This window comes from Coraliomargarita parva (assembly GCF_027257905.1).
Classification (GTDB): Bacteria; Verrucomicrobiota; Verrucomicrobiia; order Opitutales; family Coraliomargaritaceae; genus Coraliomargarita_A; species Coraliomargarita_A parva.
Window position 1 is genome coordinate 123,491 of record NZ_JAPZEI010000003.1, and the last position, 20,754, is coordinate 144,244.

Annotated in this window: 15 protein-coding genes; 9 read left to right on the forward strand and 6 right to left on the reverse strand. The window is 53.0% G+C overall.

The window, feature by feature from the left end; genetic code table 11:
* Positions 1–129 precede the first annotated feature (129 nt).
* Positions 130–1,170 (reverse strand): LacI family DNA-binding transcriptional regulator, encoded by a 1,041-nt coding sequence (locus O2597_RS05020; protein WP_269523104.1) that lies wholly within the window; start codon positions 1,168–1,170, stop codon positions 130–132.
* Between the two features lie 259 nt (positions 1,171–1,429).
* Here O2597_RS05020 and O2597_RS05025 point away from each other — a divergent pair, with 259 nt between their 5' ends.
* Positions 1,430–2,149, forward strand: coding sequence for a PEP-CTERM sorting domain-containing protein (locus O2597_RS05025; RefSeq protein ID WP_269523105.1), 720 nt, complete (start codon positions 1,430–1,432; stop codon positions 2,147–2,149).
* Positions 2,150–2,207: 58 nt separating this feature from the next.
* On the forward strand, positions 2,208–3,545 hold the full coding sequence (locus O2597_RS05030) for a sulfatase family protein (RefSeq protein ID WP_269523106.1): 1,338 nt from the start codon (positions 2,208–2,210) through the stop codon (positions 3,543–3,545).
* 77 nt (positions 3,546–3,622) lie between these two features.
* Here the strand turns inward: O2597_RS05030 and O2597_RS05035 are convergent, their stop codons facing one another.
* The gene (locus O2597_RS05035) at positions 3,623–4,657 is read right to left on the reverse strand and encodes a LacI family DNA-binding transcriptional regulator (RefSeq protein WP_269523107.1); all 1,035 of its coding nucleotides are present in this window, start codon (positions 4,655–4,657) and stop codon (positions 3,623–3,625) included.
* 170 nt (positions 4,658–4,827) lie between these two features.
* On the opposite strand from O2597_RS05035, the gene O2597_RS05040 reads away from it, so the two are divergent.
* Positions 4,828–6,336: a sulfatase family protein gene (locus O2597_RS05040; RefSeq protein WP_269523108.1), complete on the forward strand. Its 1,509-nt coding sequence runs from the start codon at positions 4,828–4,830 to the stop codon at positions 6,334–6,336.
* A 240-nt stretch (positions 6,337–6,576) separates the two neighbouring features.
* On the opposite strand, the gene O2597_RS05045 is transcribed toward O2597_RS05040, so the two are convergent.
* Entirely contained in the window at positions 6,577–7,539 is a 963-nt protein-coding gene (locus O2597_RS05045; protein WP_269523109.1) for a LacI family DNA-binding transcriptional regulator, read from the reverse strand.
* Between the two features lie 161 nt (positions 7,540–7,700).
* Here O2597_RS05045 and O2597_RS05050 point away from each other — a divergent pair, with 161 nt between their 5' ends.
* The 5 genes from O2597_RS05050 (at position 7,701) to O2597_RS05070 (ending at position 14,942) form a co-directional block, all read left to right on the forward strand.
* Positions 7,701–8,429: a hypothetical protein gene (locus O2597_RS05050; RefSeq protein WP_269523110.1), complete on the forward strand. Its 729-nt coding sequence runs from the start codon at positions 7,701–7,703 to the stop codon at positions 8,427–8,429.
* A 158-nt stretch (positions 8,430–8,587) separates the two neighbouring features.
* Positions 8,588–9,907 carry a sulfatase-like hydrolase/transferase gene (locus O2597_RS05055; protein WP_269523111.1) on the forward strand — a complete coding sequence of 440 codons (1,320 nt, stop codon included), beginning with the start codon at positions 8,588–8,590 and terminating at the stop codon, positions 9,905–9,907.
* On the forward strand, positions 9,891–12,872 hold the full coding sequence (locus O2597_RS05060) for a right-handed parallel beta-helix repeat-containing protein (RefSeq protein WP_269523112.1): 2,982 nt from the start codon (positions 9,891–9,893) through the stop codon (positions 12,870–12,872). The genes O2597_RS05055 and O2597_RS05060 overlap by 17 nt, the downstream gene beginning before the upstream one ends.
* Before the next feature lie 125 nt (positions 12,873–12,997).
* Positions 12,998–13,816, forward strand: a complete 819-nt coding sequence (locus O2597_RS05065; RefSeq protein ID WP_269523113.1) for a PEP-CTERM sorting domain-containing protein — start codon at positions 12,998–13,000, stop codon at positions 13,814–13,816.
* 277 nt (positions 13,817–14,093) lie between these two features.
* A complete protein-coding gene (locus O2597_RS05070) occupies positions 14,094–14,942 on the forward strand; it encodes a PEP-CTERM sorting domain-containing protein (RefSeq protein WP_269523114.1) in 849 nt (282 codons plus the stop codon).
* Between the two features lie 508 nt (positions 14,943–15,450).
* Here O2597_RS05070 and O2597_RS05075 read toward each other — a convergent pair.
* From O2597_RS05075 to O2597_RS05085, 3 genes are all read right to left on the reverse strand, one after another.
* Positions 15,451–16,887, reverse strand: a complete 1,437-nt coding sequence (locus O2597_RS05075) for a sulfatase family protein (protein ID WP_269523115.1) — start codon at positions 16,885–16,887, stop codon at positions 15,451–15,453.
* Between the two features lie 65 nt (positions 16,888–16,952).
* Positions 16,953–18,773, reverse strand: a complete 1,821-nt coding sequence (locus O2597_RS05080) for a glycosyl hydrolase family 28-related protein (RefSeq protein ID WP_269523116.1) — start codon at positions 18,771–18,773, stop codon at positions 16,953–16,955.
* Between the two features lie 47 nt (positions 18,774–18,820).
* Positions 18,821–19,663 (reverse strand): SGNH/GDSL hydrolase family protein, encoded by an 843-nt coding sequence (locus O2597_RS05085; protein ID WP_269523117.1) that lies wholly within the window; start codon positions 19,661–19,663, stop codon positions 18,821–18,823.
* Positions 19,664–19,968: 305 nt separating this feature from the next.
* On the opposite strand from O2597_RS05085, the gene O2597_RS05090 reads away from it, so the two are divergent.
* Positions 19,969–20,739: a hypothetical protein gene (locus O2597_RS05090; RefSeq protein WP_269523118.1), complete on the forward strand. Its 771-nt coding sequence runs from the start codon at positions 19,969–19,971 to the stop codon at positions 20,737–20,739.
* Positions 20,740–20,754 lie beyond the last annotated feature (15 nt).

Sequence of the window (20,754 nt, forward strand, 5' to 3'; positions counted from 1 at the left end):
GGCTTTGGGGATAATCTTCATTCTTATAATGCGGGATGATTTAATAGACTAAATGAAATGCATTACATTTAGTCAAGATATCCATGCCAAAAGATGACTGGTTTCATCGAAAATAGGCTGAAGCACAGGTTATTTCCTGCTCCGGGGACGGGTTGTTTGCCCTGCGACCCATTTTCCCATGGTCATGTTGGTTCTGGGATTTTCCGGCAAGCCATACTCGTTTCGCATGAGCTGCGCTGAAATCATGTCTATGGCGGACGATCCGATTAACTCATAGCATAGGTCGATACCTGAATGTTGTGGATATTTCGGATCCCAGTTTAGGCTGGCAAAGCCGATATCCTCGGGCAATCGATAGCCTGCTGCCTGAAGCATTTCAGGTATCGTGTTTAGGCTGCTGATGATGGCATCCGGCTTTTCTTTTTCCACCCAGTCGATGAGATTTTCAGTGGTGACTTTATTGACGACATGAGGAGCCACGGGGGATCTGGTTTGATAGACATGCTGCATTCCCAAGTAACTTGAAATCAATATATGACTTGTTCGGGTGTCTTGTGCTTTATGCATGGCAATACCGATCCTTCGATAACCCAAGCGTCTTAGCTCTTCAAATGCTTCTGTGAATGATGTGAAGTGATGATTGCAGACCCGATACATCGGAGGATGAATGAGCGCGTAGCCGACGGTGACTGAGGCAAACCGATCCAATGGCATGCTAAAACGTCCGCGGCTTGAGTGGAGCGGTAAGATAAATAGGCCGCGAATGGAACGGGCTTTGAGGATCGAATACATACGGGCCGCCGTCATGTGCGGCTGTCCCAGCCAGCATTCCTCTGTTTTGTAGCCGAGTTCTGCTGCGCGTTTCTCTGCGCCTTTGATAAGTCGGCGTAACACCCAAGAAAGCTCATTTGAGGAGAGATAGGAATAGGGGTGCGTGTTGACCAGGCCAATTGTGGCATGGTCTTTTACCGGTCGATTCCTTCGGAGTTGAGCCATGAAGGAGTTGACATAAGGGTTTTGTTGATAGCCTAACTCCTCTGCGACTTGCTTGATCTGATTTCGCGTGTTTTCTGGAATGCTTGGATCGTTGCGCAAGGCGAGTGAAACCGCTGATCTACTGAATCCGGATGCGGACGCAATATCGCGTATGGTAGGCTTTGGTGCACTCATGCTTCTCGACGCATTTCATTACTGGAGATTAGACACGTCCAGTAAAATATCAGCATACCTTAACCTTCGGACTTCGGCGGGTTGGAGCCTGAGAAGCGCTGAGATGACTTATGTAGAATTCGCATTGAAGAATGGATTGCTCAGAATTTTTGCCAGGTCAGCGAGTGATACTGGACGTGTCTAGTTGGAGCATAATTGTTTAAGGATATTAAACCTGCAAATCTAAGATTTTCTTAACCCAAACCATGTTTACATACCTATGAAAAAAAATATTCCCCTTGTTTCCTATCTGCTGCCAGCATTCATATTCTGCGTGTCCACAGCCAATGCCGCGATCACCTTTACGACGGAATTCGATGACGCTGCAAACACCGAGACCGATGGCTTTTTCGTGTTCGACACGATTGATGGCAATGTCACCGGTGATGCTGCAGAGAGTGCCACGATATCCCTTGTCGGACCAGGTGTGCAAGGTCTCTCAAATCTGAATAATGGAACGGTGCAAACGACGCTTGCGGGCAATGCCAGCGAGTCGACGATTGTAACTGATAGCACGAGCCCTTACATAATTTTTGATTTGGGGAGTGTCTTGACCATCCAAGCCTTCAACTCCTACTCGGCACACAGTGACTTACGCACGGCGCATGGCTACACACTGTATGCCGCTACAGGTAATGAGGCAGGTTTCGCATTACCTACAGATCCTAATGATGATTTGACCACGATGGGTTGGACTGAACTCATTACGGTTTCGACCAGTTTGGACCAGAATGGTTCACAGGGTATTAATATTACAGATACGGCCGGAAACATTGGTGACTATCGTTATTTCGCCATGGATATCACGAGGATTGTTTCCAACTACAGCACCAATTACGGCGAAGTGGACATTATTGCGGTTCCCGAACCATCCACTTTTGCCATGATTGCAGGTTTTATCGGATTGATGTCGGTGGTAGTGCGTCGTCGCAGAGTATAACGATACTAATGTTAGATTATTTTGAAGCCTCCCTCTTGGGCGGCTTCTTTTTCAGCTCATGGATACAAAACGACCTAATATCATTTGGTTTATTGTGGATCAAATGCGTGCCCAGGCCACTGGTGCCAATGGCGATCCTAATGTGCTGACGCCAAACCTTGACAATATGGCGATCGCTGGAACGAATTTTACAGCTGCAGTTTCAGGCTACCCCCTTTGTTGCCCCTATCGCGCGAGTATGTTGACTTCGCGATACGCACACAATCACTCGGTTCAGCTCCATGAAGACCGCTTGGATCCCTCCTACGAACTTGTTACCGACGTGATGAATGAGAACGGCTATGAGACGGTGTATTTCGGCAAATGGCATGTAGCGGGATTTAAAGAAAGTCAGGGGCGTGCCGCCTTATGGACCGTTCCGAAAGAGTGCCGGGGGCGTTTCGACACTTGGGTCGGATACGAGAATAACAACAGTCAATGGGATTGCTACCTGCACGGCCACGACGGCGAGCAAGAGATCGAACACTTCAAGCTCAATGGTTACGAGACCGACTGCCTGACGGATATGGCACTGGATCGGATTCGTGCCCGTCGTGAGGACGATCCCCCTCTATTCATGGTTGTGTCGGTTCAGCCTCCGCACGTCCCCGGCTTGGCTCCGGCAGCCAACCGTCATTATCAGGCCCAGCAACTCACACTACGCCCCAACGTGCCGAAAAGCTCTGAGGCCCGGGCCCGTTTCGACCTTTCCGGTTACTACGCCCAAATCGAAAACGCCGATGCCAATTTGGGAAGAATCATGGACGCACTTCGCGAGCAGGATATGATCAATGACACCCACGTCATGTTTTTCAGTGACCACGGCGACATGATGGGGAGTCACGGACGCTTTGGGAAATGCGTTCCACATGAAGAATCCATTCGCGTTCCTTTCCTGATCGGTGGCGGGCAACCGATGCGCTATAATGGGCAAAAAACAGGCAATGCACCCTGCTTGGTCAATCACGTGGATGTGGCTCCAACCACACTCGGATTGGCGGGGATTGAGGTGCCCAACTGGATGGAAGGCTTCGATTATTCCCATCGCCGAACAGGGAGAAACTATGATGAGCGCATTGAGCTGGAACCGGAGAGCGCTTACCTCCAACTTCTCGGTCCGCGTGAAACCAGCTATGCTTGGCGTTGTGTCGTCACTCGGGATGGCTGGAAATACGCCTGCGTGGAGAATGGCGAATGGCTGTTGTTCAATCTAAACGATGATCCCTATGAGCAATGTAATCTCGCTTTCAATGTAAACTATCATACGAAGCGAGAGGAAATGAGAACATTGCTCAAGGAATGGGTCGAAAAAACTGGAGATTCATTCCAAACGCCCAAACCAAATTCTCCGGTTTAACAATACAGATACATTCATTAAATTTGGATGTTACATTCGCTCAAGATCTCCAAGTAAAAATAGACATAGATCTCGGATCATTGCTTGCGACGTGGGCGAGTGGTCTGCCCCGTGATCCATTTTCCCAAGGTCATGTTGACTCTGGGATTCTCAGGTAGGCCATACTCGTTTCGCGTGAGCTGGGCGGCGATCATATCGATGGCAGTCGCGCCGATTAACTCATAGCATTGATCGATTCCGGAATGGTGGGGATATTCGGGGGTCCAGTTTAGGTTCGCAAAGCCGATATCCTTGGGTAGCTGATAGCCGACTGCTTCAAGCATCTCAGGGACGGTTTTCAGTGTGCTGATGATCGCATCCGGTTTCTCTTTCTCGATCCAAAGGGCCAGATTTTTCGTGGTCACTTCCTTCACGATATGTGGAGGGATCGGAGATCTCGCCTGATGGATGTGTTGAAAACCTAGATACCCGGAGATCCAGAAATGATCCGTGCGGTCATCGTGCTGCTGTGGCATCGCGATCCCGATTCTACGGTAGCCCAAATGCCGCAGGTTGCGCATTGCTTCGGTGACTGTTGCGAAGTTGTGATTACAGGCCCGATACATGGGCGGATGGATCACAGAATACCCGGCGGTTGCCGAAGCAAACTCATCCAATGGCATGTTAAAGCGGCCTCGTATCGAGTGGAGCGGGAGGACAAACAGGCCGCGGATGGAGCGTGCTTTAATAATCGAATGCATGCGGGCGGCTGTCATGCGTGGTTGTCCGAGCCAGCATTCCTCCGTCCGGTAGCCGAGTGCCTTTGCGCGCTTTTGGGCGCCATCGACGAGTCGACGAAGTTCCCTCGACAGCTTTTCCGGTGACGCGTAGGAATATGGGTGGGTATTGACCAAGCCGATGGTGGCGTAGTCTTTTGTGGGGCGGTTCCTCCGCAGCTGTGCCATGAAGGAGTTGACGTAGGGGTTTTGTTGGTAGCCCAGTTCTTCCGCCGCTTGCTTGATGCGATCGCGGGTGCTTTGTGGAATGCTCGGGTCGTTACGCAGGGCCAGAGAGACCGTCGACTTACCAAAGCCGGATGCAGCGGCGATATCGCGTATGGTGGGGTTGCTCATGCTAGTGTTCTATGAGGCGTGGAATCCGGTTATCTCAGATTGAGTCATTGGACGCGTCCAGCAAAATGTCGGTTGCTCCTCGAATAAATCGGAACTCAACTAATTGGTTTCCTGCAGTTGGTGGATCCGCGACCTCCGAGTCACACCGATATTTTTTCAAAACTGAAACTATGCGCATCCTTTACATCGATATCGACAGCCAGCGCCCCGACCATCTCGGTTGCTATGGCTACCACCGGAACACCAGCCCTGCGATCGACCAGATTGCGAAGGAAGGTGTCGTCTTTGAGCGTTGCTACGCACCGGATGCGCCCTGCCTGCCTTCCCGGACCGCGTTTTATTCCGGACGTTTCGGGATTCAGACCGGAGTGGTGGGACACGGCGGCACGGCGGCACAGCCGAAGATTGAGGGCCCGACGCGTCAATTTCGCGACCACTTCGATTTCAAGGGTCTGGCTGGCCAGCTTCAGCGCAACGGCTACCATACCGCGATGATTAGTCCCTTCGGGCAACGTCATGCCGCTTGGCACTTTTACGCTGGCTTCAATGAGATTCACAATACGGGGCTAGGGGGCCAGGAGTCGGCGGAGCACGTGCAACCGGTCGTCGACAAATGGTTGGCGGATCACGGGACGAAGGACGATTGGTATTTGCATATCAACTACTGGGACCCGCACACCCCTTATCGCACCCCGGAAGATTTTGAAAACCCCTTTGCGGAGGATCCCTTGCCTGAATGGCTGACGGACGAGGTGATCGAAGACAATAACCAGAAAGTGGGCCCGCATGGAGCCCATGAAGTGGGGATGTATCATGGTAATGAGAACCCGCAGTTTCCGAAGCAACCAGGTAAGGTAACCGACCGGGCATCATTGCGCCGCATGATTGATGGTTACGATATGGGCGTGCGTTATGTCGATGACCAGATCGCTAAGATTGTCGACACCCTGAAGCAAGCGGGTGTCTACGAAGACACCATGATCGTGATCTCAGCGGACCACGGTGAGAATTTAGGCGAATTGGGCCTCTATGGCGAACATGGCACCGCCGATGAGATCACCTGCCGCATTCCATTCATCGTGAAGTATCCGGGGGGTGCCCAAGGCCTGCGGAATACGAAGTTTCACTACAATCTGGATCTGGCACCGACTCTGATGGATCTAATTGGCGGGGAGAGTTTCGACCTTTGGGATGGCGAGTCCTTTGCTCCGGCGATTACCGAAGGCGCCGATGTCGGGCGCGACGAAGTCGTGATCAGTCAATGTGCGCACGTCTGCCAGCGTTCGGTTCGCTGGGACAAATGGCTTTACATGCGGACCTACCATGACGGATTTCATCTTTTCCCCGAAGAGATGCTCTTCGACTTGGAAGCGGACCCGCATGAGTGTAACGACTTGGCCCAAGTGCATCCCGAACTTTGCCGGGAAGGGCAGTGGCGGCTATCGCGTTGGCACGATGCCCAAATGCAGAAGATGGCCTATACGAGCAACGATGTCGTTGACCCACTCTGGACCGTGGTCCGCGAGGGCGGTCCATTTCATGCTTCACTCACCGAGGGACGGCCGGGAGTTGAGGGTTTTCATGACTACATGGATTATCTGGAAGCGACCGATCGGAAGGACGGTGCCGATGCCTTGCGCGAGAAGTATGCGGAGCAGATCGAACGCTTGTCTAAATAAGGGTCGAGTGTGGTGTCAGCGAAGTTCCCTACATTACAAGCTTAGTCAAAAGTAGCGCGCCGCTTTCCTGGCCTGAGCTTGTCGATGGCAGCAAGCGAACTCCGTTGTAAGCTTATGCTCTGCACGCTTGCTTCCGTCTCCTCGTTGATACGCCGTGACAGGAAAGCGGCGCGCTACGGATGTGTGGCCCAGGGCCGATCTTTTATTCTGTAGTAGCTTACTTCACGGACACCACACTAGTTAGGCGCTTGTTACCCATCGCCCTTCGATCATGGTCATCCGAGGGATGTGGGCCTCGCCGTATTCGCCTCGCGTCAGCATGCCAAAGAGCATGTTGACCGCTTGAGCGCCTTGAGCTCTTAGATCTTGTTCGACTCCGATCGTTCCGGGTGGGTTCTCTAGTGAATTTCGCGCAAGTGCGTAGAATCCAAGTGTGTCGAGTTTAGCTTGTAGACGCTTACTTCGCATCAGTTCGAGTTTTCCCACATTACTAATCAGGCAATCAATCCGGTTTTCCTTGATCCAATCGATGACAGCTTGGGGCGTGCCTTCATATTCGAATACCGGCGGTGGATTACTTGAATCCAATCTTGCCATGGCAGAGAGGTAACCGCCGAGGCTGAGGTAATTGACCTGAGCGAGGTTTCCCTTTCGCTGCAGAAGTCCGGGGCGTCGATAGCCCGCCTCAATGGCATGTAGAACGCACTCTGTGGCGATTTGGTGCTGGTTCAAAATGATACGATTGAAGCATTCCGGATAGTGTCCGATGGCGACGACTCCGAAGTGTGACCAGTGAAGTTGCAGGTCGAAGTCGGGAGGGAACCGATAGAGTAGAAGGCCCTGAATGCTTCGGCTTTCCAATATCTGTTGCAACCGCTTGTGACGCATTCCTTTCTCCAATACAATTTCATTCAGGTGTAGACCGAGGGTGTCCGCTTGTTGACGCACTCCGGTCTGGCATCGCTTGAATCCGGCTTTGGCTTCTTTGGGCACCAGAACTGCGATATTCATGTTGTGCTTCACGTTCTGGTGCCTGCGATAGGCCATGATACGTGAAGCGGCATTGGGCGTATAGCCCAGCTCACGGGCGGCTTCCTGAACGCGTCGACGGGTCGCTTCCGGGATATTCCGCTTGTTGTTGAGTGCGGCCGAAATGGCACTGGCGCTCATGTTTAGATGCGCCGCAAGCTGCTTTTGATTCATGTGGACAGGTTTATGCAAGCCCTAGTGTTGCGCAACACTAATCAGTCGCTTGCTGGACTGAAATCGTGGCGTAGTCTTCGATCCATTCATTTGGTTCCACGTCTCTAGACGCTGAACCTTTCCTTAATTCAGAAATCCTCAAAAAACTAAATCCCACTCCTATGATGTTACTAAGAAACATATCTTCACCACGCACACTATTGGCTGCGTCTGTTTTTCTTTCGCTTGCGACGCTTTCTTTCGGAGCCGTTTCTATTACCAACGGTGACTTTGAAACAGTCGGAGGCAATACACAGGACGTCTTTGGTTGGTTCGATTACCAGACAGGAAACGGTGACTTGCAGCAGGCTGTCAGCGGGAATCCTGCTCAAATACCTTCTGGAGATAACACGGGCGATTATTGGCTGAATCTTGTAGATAACAGCTCTTTTGGCTACGCGACCGGAGTCTATCAGCAAATCGGCACTTACGATGCCGGTGTGACTAGTTACGAGATCACTTTTGATGTGGGCTGTCGTGTGACAGATTCACCGTTCAACGTAATGAACCTTTATTTGTATACGGGCACTGCGACCGGAGCTGATGGTTCTACGCCTGCCGATCTATTATCTGCCATTTCCTATTCGGGGGCAGCCGAAGACTACTACACAATTACTTCTCCCGGATCTGGCAACATCGCGACGATCACGGTGACTTTTGATGTGACAGGTGCCGAGCTGTTGGATGGAGACTTGATCTGGATCGCCTTTGCGTCAACGGATGACGCACCGGGCTCCCAACAGGGCCTCATTGATAATGTCAGCATCGCTGCAATTCCAGAGCCTGGCACTTTTGCTTTTGTTGCTGGAGTCTTCGGTATCGCTGCGATCGCTTGTCGTCGTAAGGCATAGCGTGAGCAGTTCGACGAACCGCCGGACAGACAAACCGGTTTTTCACCGCGCCGCTTCCATTGAGAAAGCGGCGCTTTTCTTTCTATTTTAAATTTCATCCTATGTGTCGATTGAGCGGCATTTTTCTCCGAGCTGTTGTATGTATCAGTGTGTTCTCTGTGGCTTTGGCCACTGCGGATACCCGGCCCAATGTCATCTACATCGTCTCCGACGACCATGGTTATAACGATCTCGGTTGTTTCGGGAACAAGTATGCGGCGACCCTGAGTCCGAATTTGGATGCGCTGGCGCAAGAGGGGGTGAAGCTGACACAGTTCTATGTCACGGCACCGGTCTGTAGCCCCAGTCGCGGCGGGATTTTGACGGCACGTTACAATGAGCGCTTCGGCTATGAGAATCCGGATTTGAGTATCGGTGCAGTGATGAAAGAGGGGCTTGATCCGGAGGAGACCCTACTGCCGCGCTATTTCAAATCGGTCGGGTATGCCACGGCCTGCTTCGGGAAATGGCACGTGGGCTTTGCGCCGGGCAGTCGTCCGGTCGAGCGGGGCTTCGATGAATTCTTCGGGATCGGCGGCGGGTTGAACGATTACTTCGTGCACAATAATCTCGGAAACCTCGACATGTTCCTCGGCAACAACCCGCGCGCGCCACTCAGTGTCGACGAGTATACCAGCGACCTGTTTGCCGATGCCACAATTGACTTTATCGAGCGTAAGCAGGACGAACCCTTCTTTGTCTATTTACCGTTTTCGGCACCACACTGGGCTCCCGCCAATTTGCCGCCGAGAGAGTTGCTCCCGCCGCAAGCCCCCGATGCCGACATGGCGCTTTATGCCGGGGAAGCTGCCGGGCGGCAAGGTTGTCTCGCAGCCATCACTGCGATGGACCGGGCGATCGGACGGATTCTCGATACGCTCGAAGCCCTGAATCTGGCGGATAATACGATTGTTATTTTTTATGGCGACCATGGTGGTGAAATCGATGCCTACGCAGGAGGGAACAATGATCCGCTGCGGGATGGTAAGGGTTCGCTCTGGGAAGGCGGGATCCGCACGCCGGGGATCATTCGCTGGCCGGCAGAGTTGCCCGCCGGAGCGACTGTGGCGACGCCGCTCATCTCGCTGGATTTGAGTCGTCTCGTGATCGAAGCTTCCGGTGCGGATTGTGCCGCGCTCGCCCGTGGACCACTCGATGGGCTCGATCCGAGTGAGGTGCTGAAGGGCAACGCAACGGCCTTGCACGACTTCCTTGCCTGGCGGTTCAATGGTCATGCCGCGATACGAAAGGGAGATTACAAACTGTATGGCGATAACGTCGGCGGCGGAATCGGCGGCACGCTGCAACTTTTTGACCTCAGTGCCGACCCCAGCGAAACGACCGACTTGTCCGGTAGTCTGCCTTCGGTCGTATCCGAGCTGCAAGACGACTTCAATAACACCTGGAAACCCGCGATTGCCAATGACACGGCGCTTTAAACGATTCATGTGTGGCTTGTGGGGCTATGTTGCCTGCCTGTTGCTACCATTCAGCTTACCGGCTGCCGTGAGCATTACCGGTGGTGATTTCGAAGCTGATTCGGGGCAGGATGTGGCTGATTGGTTCGACTTTTCTTCGGGAAACGGCGATCTGCATCAGGACGAAAACGGCAACCCGTCGGCGATTCCTCAGGATTCCGATGGTTCTTACTGGCTGAATCTGGTCGACAGCAGTTCCTTCACACAAGCGACCGGGGTCTATCAGCAAATCGGAACGCACGATGCGGGAGTCACCCGCTATGATGTGACGATGGAGGTCGGCATGCGCAGCGACGCGCCGTTCAATCGAGCCGAGTTGCAGCTTTACTCGGGCAGCGCCACCGGAGCGGACGGCACGCCTCCGTCTTCGCTGGGTGGACTGACCTTGGTGGACAGTGTGCTGCTTTCCCAGCCCGCTGGGAACGCTCCTGTCAGCGCAAGCGTTACGGTGTCTCTCGACGCGGCATCGGTGCCAACGGGCGAGACCCTGTGGCTGGCGCTCGCGTCAACCGACGATGCCAGTTCGGGGGCACAACAGGGCCTGTTTGACGACATCAGTATCCTTGCCTTCAGCCCGACGGTGTATGAAGCGAGCCATTACTACATCGATCCATCCGGTGACGATGGTCATGACGGCAGCGAGTCGGCACCCTTTGCTACCTTGGCCCGTGGTGTCGAGGAAGCCGGGCCTAATGTGACGCTGCACGTGGCTCCCGGCACTTATGCTGAGGCTATTACGATTCCTTCGGGGGGCACGGCGCTACAGCCTTTCACCATCGAAGCGCAGGTTCCCGGCACAGTGGTTGTGGCGGCAACGAGCCCCGCGCTTCTGCAATCGGCCGTGGATGCTTCCGGCTATCTGGCCGAAAATGTGACGGTGCGCGGCATCGTCTTCCGTGATGCGGGGGCACAGACGAACAAAGCGGCGCTCATGCCCGTTGCCGGATGGTCGGTAGAGCAGTGCCGGATCGAAGACTGCGGTGCTGCGATCCGTATCGATGGCGGGCTTGGCCGTGTTTCCGGTATCCGAATCTCCGATACGGTGATCGAGGATTGCCCGTCAGGCGGAATTACCGGGGTGGGGGATCCTGTTTCCGGAGCCAGCGGGCCGACGGGCATTGAGATCCGTAATTCGGTCGTGCGTCGCTGTCACAGCGCCGGCAACCGGCAGGGCAGTGAGGCGGCGGGCATCTTCCTTTCCCGGGCCGTCGGTGCGAAGATCCAAGGCTGTGTGATATACGATAATGCCGGTCCGGGTCTCTGGTTGGCCGATCAATCCGATGGTTATACGATTTCCGGCAACACCATTTTTGCCCAGCACGGGCGTGAGTGGTGGAGTGGTGCCGGGATCCAGATCGAGTATTGCGGAGGTGTCTCAACGATCTCCGATAATTTGCTCTATAGCAACACCGGTCCGGGGGTGGCGCTGTGTGAAAGCAATTCGGTGTCCGTTTCGGGAAACACTATGATCGACAACGGAACGTGCATCACTTTCCGCAATATTTACATATGGAACACGGGCACGACCGGTTTCAGTATCGCCAATGACAACAAGCTTCGCGACATCAGCATCAGCGGGAATCAGTTTGCGCGCTGGCGTCGGGCCGCGATTAATTCCTGGGACCGCAGCTTGATCCGTTTGAGCGATCTGGAATCACGTGAGGTCGTGATTGCCGGCAATACCTACGACCCTTCCGATGCGGGAGACGTCTATTTCAGCCTGCTTGATGATTTGGTGGGGGATCCTTCGGAACTGCCCGCAGTGGTCTTCGCTTCATTGGATGACCTGCAAGGCGGAACCGGCTTCGGACTTGGTGCCTCTGATTCCGTGGTGACTTTGCCCAAGGGGACGCAGCTTTTCGAATCAACTCATACCGGGCTGGACCCTCAGGTGAACGGCGTCGCTGAAACGATTTCCCAGCGCGCGATACTTGGAACTGCCAGTGTGGGGGATACGGTCGTGCTTCCTTTTCAACGGGCGAGTTTGCTGGTTGATGAGGCCGGGACCTACATTGGCTCCCTTTTTGATTTAACGGATCATGTGGCCCTCCGTATCGAAGCACCGAATGCTACGGTGGCCAACGCGCTGAATGCCAGCCTTGTCGAAACGGCGATGACGGCACCGGCCTTTATCAAGGCTCAGGTTTCCGGTCTGACGCCTTACGACACCGTGATCCTCTATGATTCGTCGGCGGGCCATTCCATACGAGACAATCTGGTCACGCCTGTTTTACAGGTGGCAACGGCTTCGGAAGATGGTCCTACATCCGGTGTGGTTGACTTTCAACGTCAGGGGGTGGGGGTGCTTCCATTAACACTGGATTGGAGTCTGGAGGGCGATGCTGTGCCCGGTGTCGATTATGTGGATCCGGGAACCACGCTTGAGCTTGCAGGCGAAACCACAGAGCTTTTGCTGACTGCGATCACGAATGATGCGGTCGATGGCGACCGCGAGGCCGTTTTGGTGCTTCATGACGGCAGTGGCTACTTTGCCGGTAGCCCGTCGAGTGCGATGGTGACGATTGTCGACCGGGCTTTCGAAGTCTGGCGTGGAGATGCCTTCAACTATACAGGATCAGCCCCGGTCGGGGCGGGACCATTGGATAATCCGGATGGCGATGCCTATTCCAATCTCGAAGAATTTGCACTCTGTGGGAACCCCACTGAAGTGGATACGAACTTGGTCCGCATCGGGCAAAGCCCGTCTGGACATCTCACAATCGAATACGACAGTCCGAGCGATACGGGCGGGGTGACGATCACGCCCCAATTAAGCGAGACTTTGCTGGTCGGCAGCTGGTCGACGGATGCTGTGGAGATACTCGGCACGATTGACATGGGAGCTTCCCTTCGGGTGACGGCACAGGATGTTGACCCGATCGTAGCGCATGAACGTCGCTTTCTTCGCGTCTCGATCGCCGAGTAATGCGAAATGTTTGAATCATCTGCTATTTTGGGCAAATTCAGTGTTGCGCAACACTGAATGATCCCTTGCCACCGATCGAGGTGGTGTGTCATTTATCTGCAAGTTACATCCTATTCACCCCTCGCATGATGAAACCCCTACCTATTCTTATTCTATCCCTATCCACCATTGCAGGCCTTGCCGGCAACGCGAACGCTCAAGTGCTGGTCGGCCCTGAGGCCTTTAACGATCTCAGTGCCTGGAGCTTCGACGACAATGGAACTGGTTTTTTTGTTGGCAGCACTTTCAATATTCAATCGCCCCCAGTTAACGCGGATTACTTTGGGGCTGACAACAGCTACCTGAATGTTGGAGCGACCAAAGACAGTGCCTTGGCACTCTATCAGACATTTACAAGTAGTGAGGTTGTGACTCTGTCGACCAAGCTTTATATGGAAGGCACGACCACGCCGGGGGATGTCACAACCATGGTCATGGGGATCGGTAATGCATCATTGGCCGGAGGGGCAGATCAGGCGTTGCATCTGCGCTTTTATACGCAGACGGATAGCGTAAGGGTCGCTAATTCAGACAATACTGCTTTTTTTACCTTCAATTACGATACAGTTTATAATTTACAGATCGTTTTGAACAACTCGGCGAGCACGGTGAATTACGGAGATACCTCAGCAGTGGCCTCCCTGACGGCTGATATCTATCTGGACGGCACGCTCATGGCCGATGACGTCAACATAGCTCATGGTGCCTACACTGGTGGAGTCGCAGGCGTTGGCGAATTTGAATTCCGAACCTTTTCTAGCGTGTCGCATAGCAAGGCAGTAATCAACTACGACGATTTTTCAATCTATCAGGGAGCGATTGCCGTTCCGGAGCCGGGGGCTTACGCCCTGCTGGCCGGCATTTTCGGGCTTGGTTTTGTGATGCTGCGACGCCGGCAGTCTTGATCTTCGAATACAGGTTTAGGACCTCTCGCGGGGGCACGCCGCATCGGTGATAAACGGTCACTGGCACCTGCAAAAATCGCTCGTATTTCTTACAACGGCGTTCGCTTGCTGCCATCGACAAGCTCAGGCCAGGAAAGCGGCGCGCTACGTTTATTATGAGGGCTGGTATTGTTTGGGACGGATGGACGTGTCCAGTGAATGGTGGGTTGTTTCTTTGGCCGGATTTTGTTCCATGTAGGCATTACTTTCCTCCATGGCCCAACCAAACCCAATCCCCATGAATTACCTCCGTTCTACATTATTCTTCAGTTTCGTAGCTTCACTTGCCGGAGTTTCCAGTCTTCAGGCTGCGACTCTGCTCAACGACACGTTCGAGAACTCGGCGACGGTGCTCGACGATGCCGGTGATCCTCTCGATAGCACTTGGTATGAGGTGGGGGATTCGGGACTGACGCTATCGGTGGCAGACGACAGTGCGGCAGGAGGTTCGAATGCGATGTTTGTTGATATGAATGCCAATCAACAACGTGTGGTCGCTTCCTTTTCGGAATTCACGCTTAGCAACATCGGCGATTCGATTACATTTTCCGGTGAGATCCGTATCCCGAATCCAGTTGGAGGCGGATTTCGTTTTGGCCTGTTCAGTAGCAATGGAACCCCGATTACGGGTGATAATACATCGGAATCCGATAATGACTATGGCTACCAATTAAACATCGGCACGCCGACGCTAAACGCGATCGGTTCCTCTAAGATCAGTAAAGATGCCGATGATACGGAATTGATTGGTGTGTCGGATACGGATTTGGTGACTGCCAGCGCGGGGTTCGATGATGATTATGCTTATCATAGCTTTTCATTAACGATCGAAATGACGGGGGCATCCGAGTTGACGATCTCAGGATCTTGGGACGGGAGCACCAATGCCACGACGACTATGGTCACCACGGATACCAGCGCTTTGATTACCAGTTTCGATGAAGTGATGATAGCTTTTGCCGACACGGTTTCCCGGGATCACTACGTTGACAACATCACCGTGACAGCGGTTCCGGAACCGGGCACCTACGCATTGATCAGTGGCTTGTTTGGTCTGGCCTTTGTCGTGTGGAGCAAGCGTAAGTGATAGTCGCTGCTTTCGGATTCTCAGCACCAACTGAAATTGGGTTCATCTGGTATGGCACGGACTTAATGAATGAGGCGATTTGAATATTTGGGCCTATAGAGGCTTGGGGCGGTAGTGGCTGCTTTAGCTGCCATATTACGTACTGTAGGTGCGTCGACTTGCTGGCGACTGAAGTCGCCACTACGGCATTGCCTTAAGTCCGTGCCATTCGGGTTCATCTGCGATTCGCGGGAAGACACTGCAATATACGCCGCTATTTAACCCCTCCACCGCGTTGCGGTCCTCCTCCCCTGCAAGCAGGTGAGGCGCTTCGATTGTAGCGAATGTCTCGGTGGGGCTATAAAACACAAGCTCCTCCTCTCTCAGAGGGGAGGTGGCTCCGCTAAGCGGAGACGGAGGGGTTCAAGCATGGCATGACTCGATGTCCAACACCGGTGTTTCCCGTTGATCGGGGATTCAGCTGAAATTGTGGGACGTTGCTGTGCTGCCGTTGAATCGCAAATACTGATCAACTTCCGATCAAGGGTGCCCATGTGTGTTGGGCTGGTGGAGTCTTTTCCATGACATGTATCCACCGGCGGCGGTGCCAAGCCAGGGTTTCGGTATAGTCCGGATCGGCTGAAAGGTCCTGTTGTTCGTGAGGATCGTTTTCCGTGTCGTAGAGTGCTTCGCTTGGCTGATCCGGATCCTTACTTGTGTGCAAGCGGACGTATTTGAATTTTGAGCTGGTGATACTCGACCAATCACCCGCACATTCGGAAAAGGCGTATTCGCGGATGGAATGGGATTCTCCGCTTAAGACCGGGAGCAGCGAGCGGCAGGGCACCTTGTTGTTGTGTTGCGGCCAAGCTTTGCTGAGCGCCTCTTTCGGGGCGAGCCCGGCTGCATCCAGAATCGTGGCTGTGACATCTGTCAGTTCGACCGGACTGTCGTTGTATCCGGCATTTAAATACTTGGGATGGCGGATGGCGAAGGGCACATTCAGGGAACCCTGGTGGTAGTCCGATTTCTGCACGCGGAAGTGATCGCCCATCATTTCGCCGTGGTCGGAGCTGAAGAGTATCAGGGTGTCCTCAAGAATACCTTCGCTTTCCAGTTGGTCCAAAATCATGCCGACTTCTTCGTCAATCAGACGGATGGTCGCTTTGTAGGCACGTCGCAGTTTCCAGAGATCTTTTTTCTGCTCTGCGGATAACGACCGCTCTCCGGGGATGAAATCATCCTCTTCTTCGTATGGGATTTGGTCGAGCAGCCTCTGCGGCGGATCGAATGGCTTATGTGGACTGCAGAAGGATCCGTAGATGTAGAAGGGCTTGTCCTTTGGTCGTTCAGAAATCGCCTCGCGAATCTTTCGTCCGGTCACCCGATCCACATGGTGTGCTTCGTCGAAAGGCCACGGATTGCCGTCCTTGGCCAATTCAGCATCGGGAAAGTTTCGGTTCAATCCACTGGCTTGAACGAAATCACGATAGGCTTCCAGTAGACCTTGTTCCTCCAGATAGACGCAATAATCGCAGTAGTTTTTGAGGGCCAGCTGCTTGCCGGCTGTTTCCCAAACGTGGTCGTAGCCGAGTTGCTGCATCTCCTTTTTGAGGGCCGTGAAATCGACGCCTTGGCCACGGGGGCGATCCCAATGCCAGGTTTGCAGGTAGTGGAATTTGCCGATGCCGGCGGTCCAGTAGCCCGCTTTTTGCAGGGCCTGCGGGCAGGTCGGATGGTCCAGGCTCAAGTCGCCAGACATGGAAAGTGTGCCGATCTGATGCGGGTATTTACCAGTTAGAAGGGCGGTGCGTGCCGGTTGGCAAATCGGGTTGACTGTTTGGCAACGTGTAAATGCATGACCTTGCGCAATCCGATCGATATTCGGAGTCTCGACCTTACTCCCGGGGAGGTAGCTGACGCAGTCGTAGCGCAGCTGGTCGGTCATGAGGAAGAGTATATTCATATCCGATGCTATCGTCAGTTGAGCGAGTTTGTCAAAGCGATGTGTCGCATCGACGCTGCATTTGTTCAGTCGTCTTTTTCGATGCTTGTCATATCAGCCTCTTCGGAGAACCCGTATTCCGTCCCATTCTGTAATGCGGTTGCGGAGAACATGTTATTCTCCAGCTTCACGTTCATCGCTTCACCGATTTTAATGCGAGCGACATCGGAGGGAGCCTTCGGGTTGGGCACCCCGATGACGTTGTCTTTAACGAGGACATTGTCAGCCGTATTGACTGAAATGACAGAGCCGAAGTCTCTACCGCTGTGTGCGGTGGGTTCGCCATAATTGTCGAATTGATTGCCCGTGATCTCGATATCCTTGATCGAGCTTCTCCGGGCCTCCGTCGCTGCCGGAGGCCCGGAGTCATTCAGGCTGATGTTGACCGATTGCACATAGGAAAAGCTATTGTTGCGTATGATGGCTCCGGCACCATTGGGGCCTTCCTTACGGCCATGGTAGTGGTGTCCGACATTGATCCCGCCATTCAGGTTTTCGAAGTGGTTGTCTTCGACGATGGCACCTGGTGCATGCAGCATAATACCGCGCATGCGATGGCGCCCGAAGAAGTTGCCTTTAATGATCGGGTTCATCGCTACCTGGTCGTAGTTGATGACCAAGTCGCAGTGGTCGAAATCGGTATTTTTGAGCATTGGGCCGATCCGCTTTAAGTCCTCGCTAAAGCTGAGCTGCATGGCCGCTTTGCCGTTGTATCTCATTGTGCGCAGGCCGCTGCATTCCGGAAGGTCGATGACCTCACCGGTTTCATAAACAACCCATTTGATATTCTTTCCGGTGGCCAGCGATCCATGTGCTTCGACGATGAGCGTGCGGGGATCCGGTTGGTCGTAGATTCGTTGATACGTTCCTCCGACGTTCATGGAATCGTCGCCCATGCCTTCGAAGTGGCAGTCATAGACCTTCGGGCCGATATGCCCCCATTTGACATGCAGGCCGTCGGCGATGGAACTGAGGATCCGGTTGGTGCCGGGCTTTTGGATGATGTTGCATTCCCTCAGTGTGATATTGCTGGAGGACCGGAGCAAGTAGGCGAGTGCGGGTGAAGCATGCACGGAAATTTGATACAAGGTTCCACCTTTGCTCTTATCATAGGTGACCGCATTGGCTTTGCGGCGTCCTACTAGCACGGCACGCTTGCCGACGAAAGCATCCGTGACCGGATTGCGGCTTTTCAGCTTCGCCCGGTGGTCACCGAGTTGTTCCATCTTGACGATATACTGGTCGTAGAAGCTGTTATCCTTGATCGTGGTATCGTCTTTGTAGATGTAGAGAATGTTCTTGGTGTGATCGGCATCGATTTGCGGATCGCTGACCAGAGGATAGCCCTCGTCGATCTCCAACACATATGCGTGGCTTTTCGGATCCGCTTCCACAATCGTGCCCTGGGTAAAGGGGAGCGGTTGGTAGTCGATCGCAAAGGATTCCAAATTTACATTTTCGGACTGGCCGACATAGACTCCATCATGAAAGGGAGAACCCATGACAAAGAGCGTGCCTTTGCCGGCCTTGAGTGTGAGATCCTTTTGCTTGGTGATCGAAATGTGTGCACTCGATCCCTCTGTGGGCTTGAGGTAGTAGGTGCCGGTTGGAACGATCAGTTCTTTCGGGCCCTCAATGGCGCGTAGCTGATTCAGCGCCGACTCAAAAGCAGCGGCATCGTCGTGCTTCCCATCACCCAATGCGCCCAGGTCCTGGACATTGAGGCGATAGACGTTTTCGACTGCAGGCTGTGTCGTCTCGGCCGGCGTCGTCGTTTTTACAGAATTCCCGCAGGCGGCCAGTAAGAGTGAGAGTAGTGAGGCACTGAAGTGTTGTAGTTTTTGCATTCTAGGGGAAGGGCTTGAAGCAAGGTTTCGCTTTGTCCGGAGACGTTTTAGCTTTGGGTTAACTGGTAGGCGAGATTGAGCAGTGACTGCGCGATCTTTGGGTCCAAGTTTAGCTGGGCAGCAACACTGTCTTCTCCGGTCGAAAGTTCCCGGGGGTCGCGCTCAAAGATTCTAGCATAGAAAACCGCAGCGGATAGGAAGGAGCCGTAGTTGCTTTGATGGTAATGGTCGCCCGCCCAGAGTGAGTGAGGGCCCTCTTTTGCCTCGGTGCTTGGGTCGTCCGCGTAGCCCGCCTCAACGGCTGCGACAAAGGCATCACCCACCGGAGCATATGCGGCGTTGAAGTCCTGGGCGGCCTGCTTGTAGGCGGTGCGGATTTCCGATTGCATCGCTTCCAGATTCGAAAAGGTCCCTGTCTTGACCATGTTGGGTCGCGCCCAGGTTTCGTAGAGGATCATCTCAGCGTCTGGATTCTTTGCTCGCATCATGCTGCAGAGATCGTCGACTGCTTTCTTGAAGGCAGGGACATTGGAACCTTTGCCGCTGGTCGGTGTGGTTAGAGTGCGGGTGCTATAGTCCTGAAGCACGACAACATCCCAGGGCTTGTCGATGAGCTCGCGCTTCTTCGCATAATGCCAGGAGAGTGTTTGGCCACCGACGCATTCCATACTGATTTCAAAGCCGGTTACACCGCTTTCGCTGGCCATGGCGTGAATGATCGCGGGGATACCTCCCATCTTGCCGCCGTTCAAGTCGCTCACAACGCTGGCGTCGGGACTCTTTGATTTGTAGGTGAAGCTATTACCTACAAAGAGGATATTTTGTGCAAAGAGACTGCCTGTCGCGGAGCAGAGTAGGCAGACGCTGATTTTCAGAATCTTAATGGACATATTAGGTAAGGGGATGGACTCGGTTGGGATGAAAGATTCTAGCTTTAGCCAAGAAAGTTGTCTTGTCCACCGAATACATGAAATGCATTACATTTTACGTTTAAGGCCTGTGTCGGACGAACTGAGTCAATGATGGCTTATGGGGTGAAGGAACTCTTTACCTACTGGTCGGTGAGAGTGTCTGCCAAGATGCGATCTGATAAAAATTTAAAACTCTTTGGGAAATAGTAAAAGGCAATTCGGTTGAATGCACGGTTCGGTATTTCTTAACCTGCGACCACCCTGAACCCCTGTCACGATTGATTATGAATGACTATTCCGCACGTTCTGCCCTCATCGGGCTCCTGTCTGTTGCCTTTGTTTCTCAATTAAGTGCTCAGACTCTGGATAATGGTGATTTCGAATCCTGGACCAGTGGTGATCCGGATAGTTGGACAAAGGCTGGTGGAATCACACCTTCTGAGGTGACTGGTTTGGATGGTTCAGGCTCGGCCGCAATCATTGCCGGAACTAACAGCAGTAGCACCTTATACCAGGATTTTACAACGATGACCGGTGCATTCACGTTGAATGTCGATTTCCAACTTTTGACCACTGGAAACGCTCTTGGAAGCGATAGCCGAACATTTAATATGTTTTTGCGTGATTCAGGAAACGTAATTTCTGCTAATACGCGTTTAGATAACACAGGTAATTTCCAGATGTATGATGGCTCGAATTGGAAAACTCTAGTCGATGCGGGTGGTTCACAAAGTGAATTAATCACTAGTGCAAGCACTGATGTTTATCGTCTTACATTGGATGGATTTTTCGACGAACAAAGTGGCAGTAACTCCTACTATAATATTACGATCTACAATTTGACCGATGACGTAGTCGCCGGTTCTGCCACCGGTATCACATACTTTCACTATGCAGCAGCCCGTAACGATTTGGCCAATATTACTTTTGGTCGTGGGAACTCGTCCAGCGATTACATTATAGATAATGTTTCTATTGTTCCTGAGCCGAGGGCATCTGCTTTAATTGGTGGTATTTGTGTCTTAGTTGTGAGCCTTGTTCGAAGAAGAGCGTAAATAATGGGAGTTCTA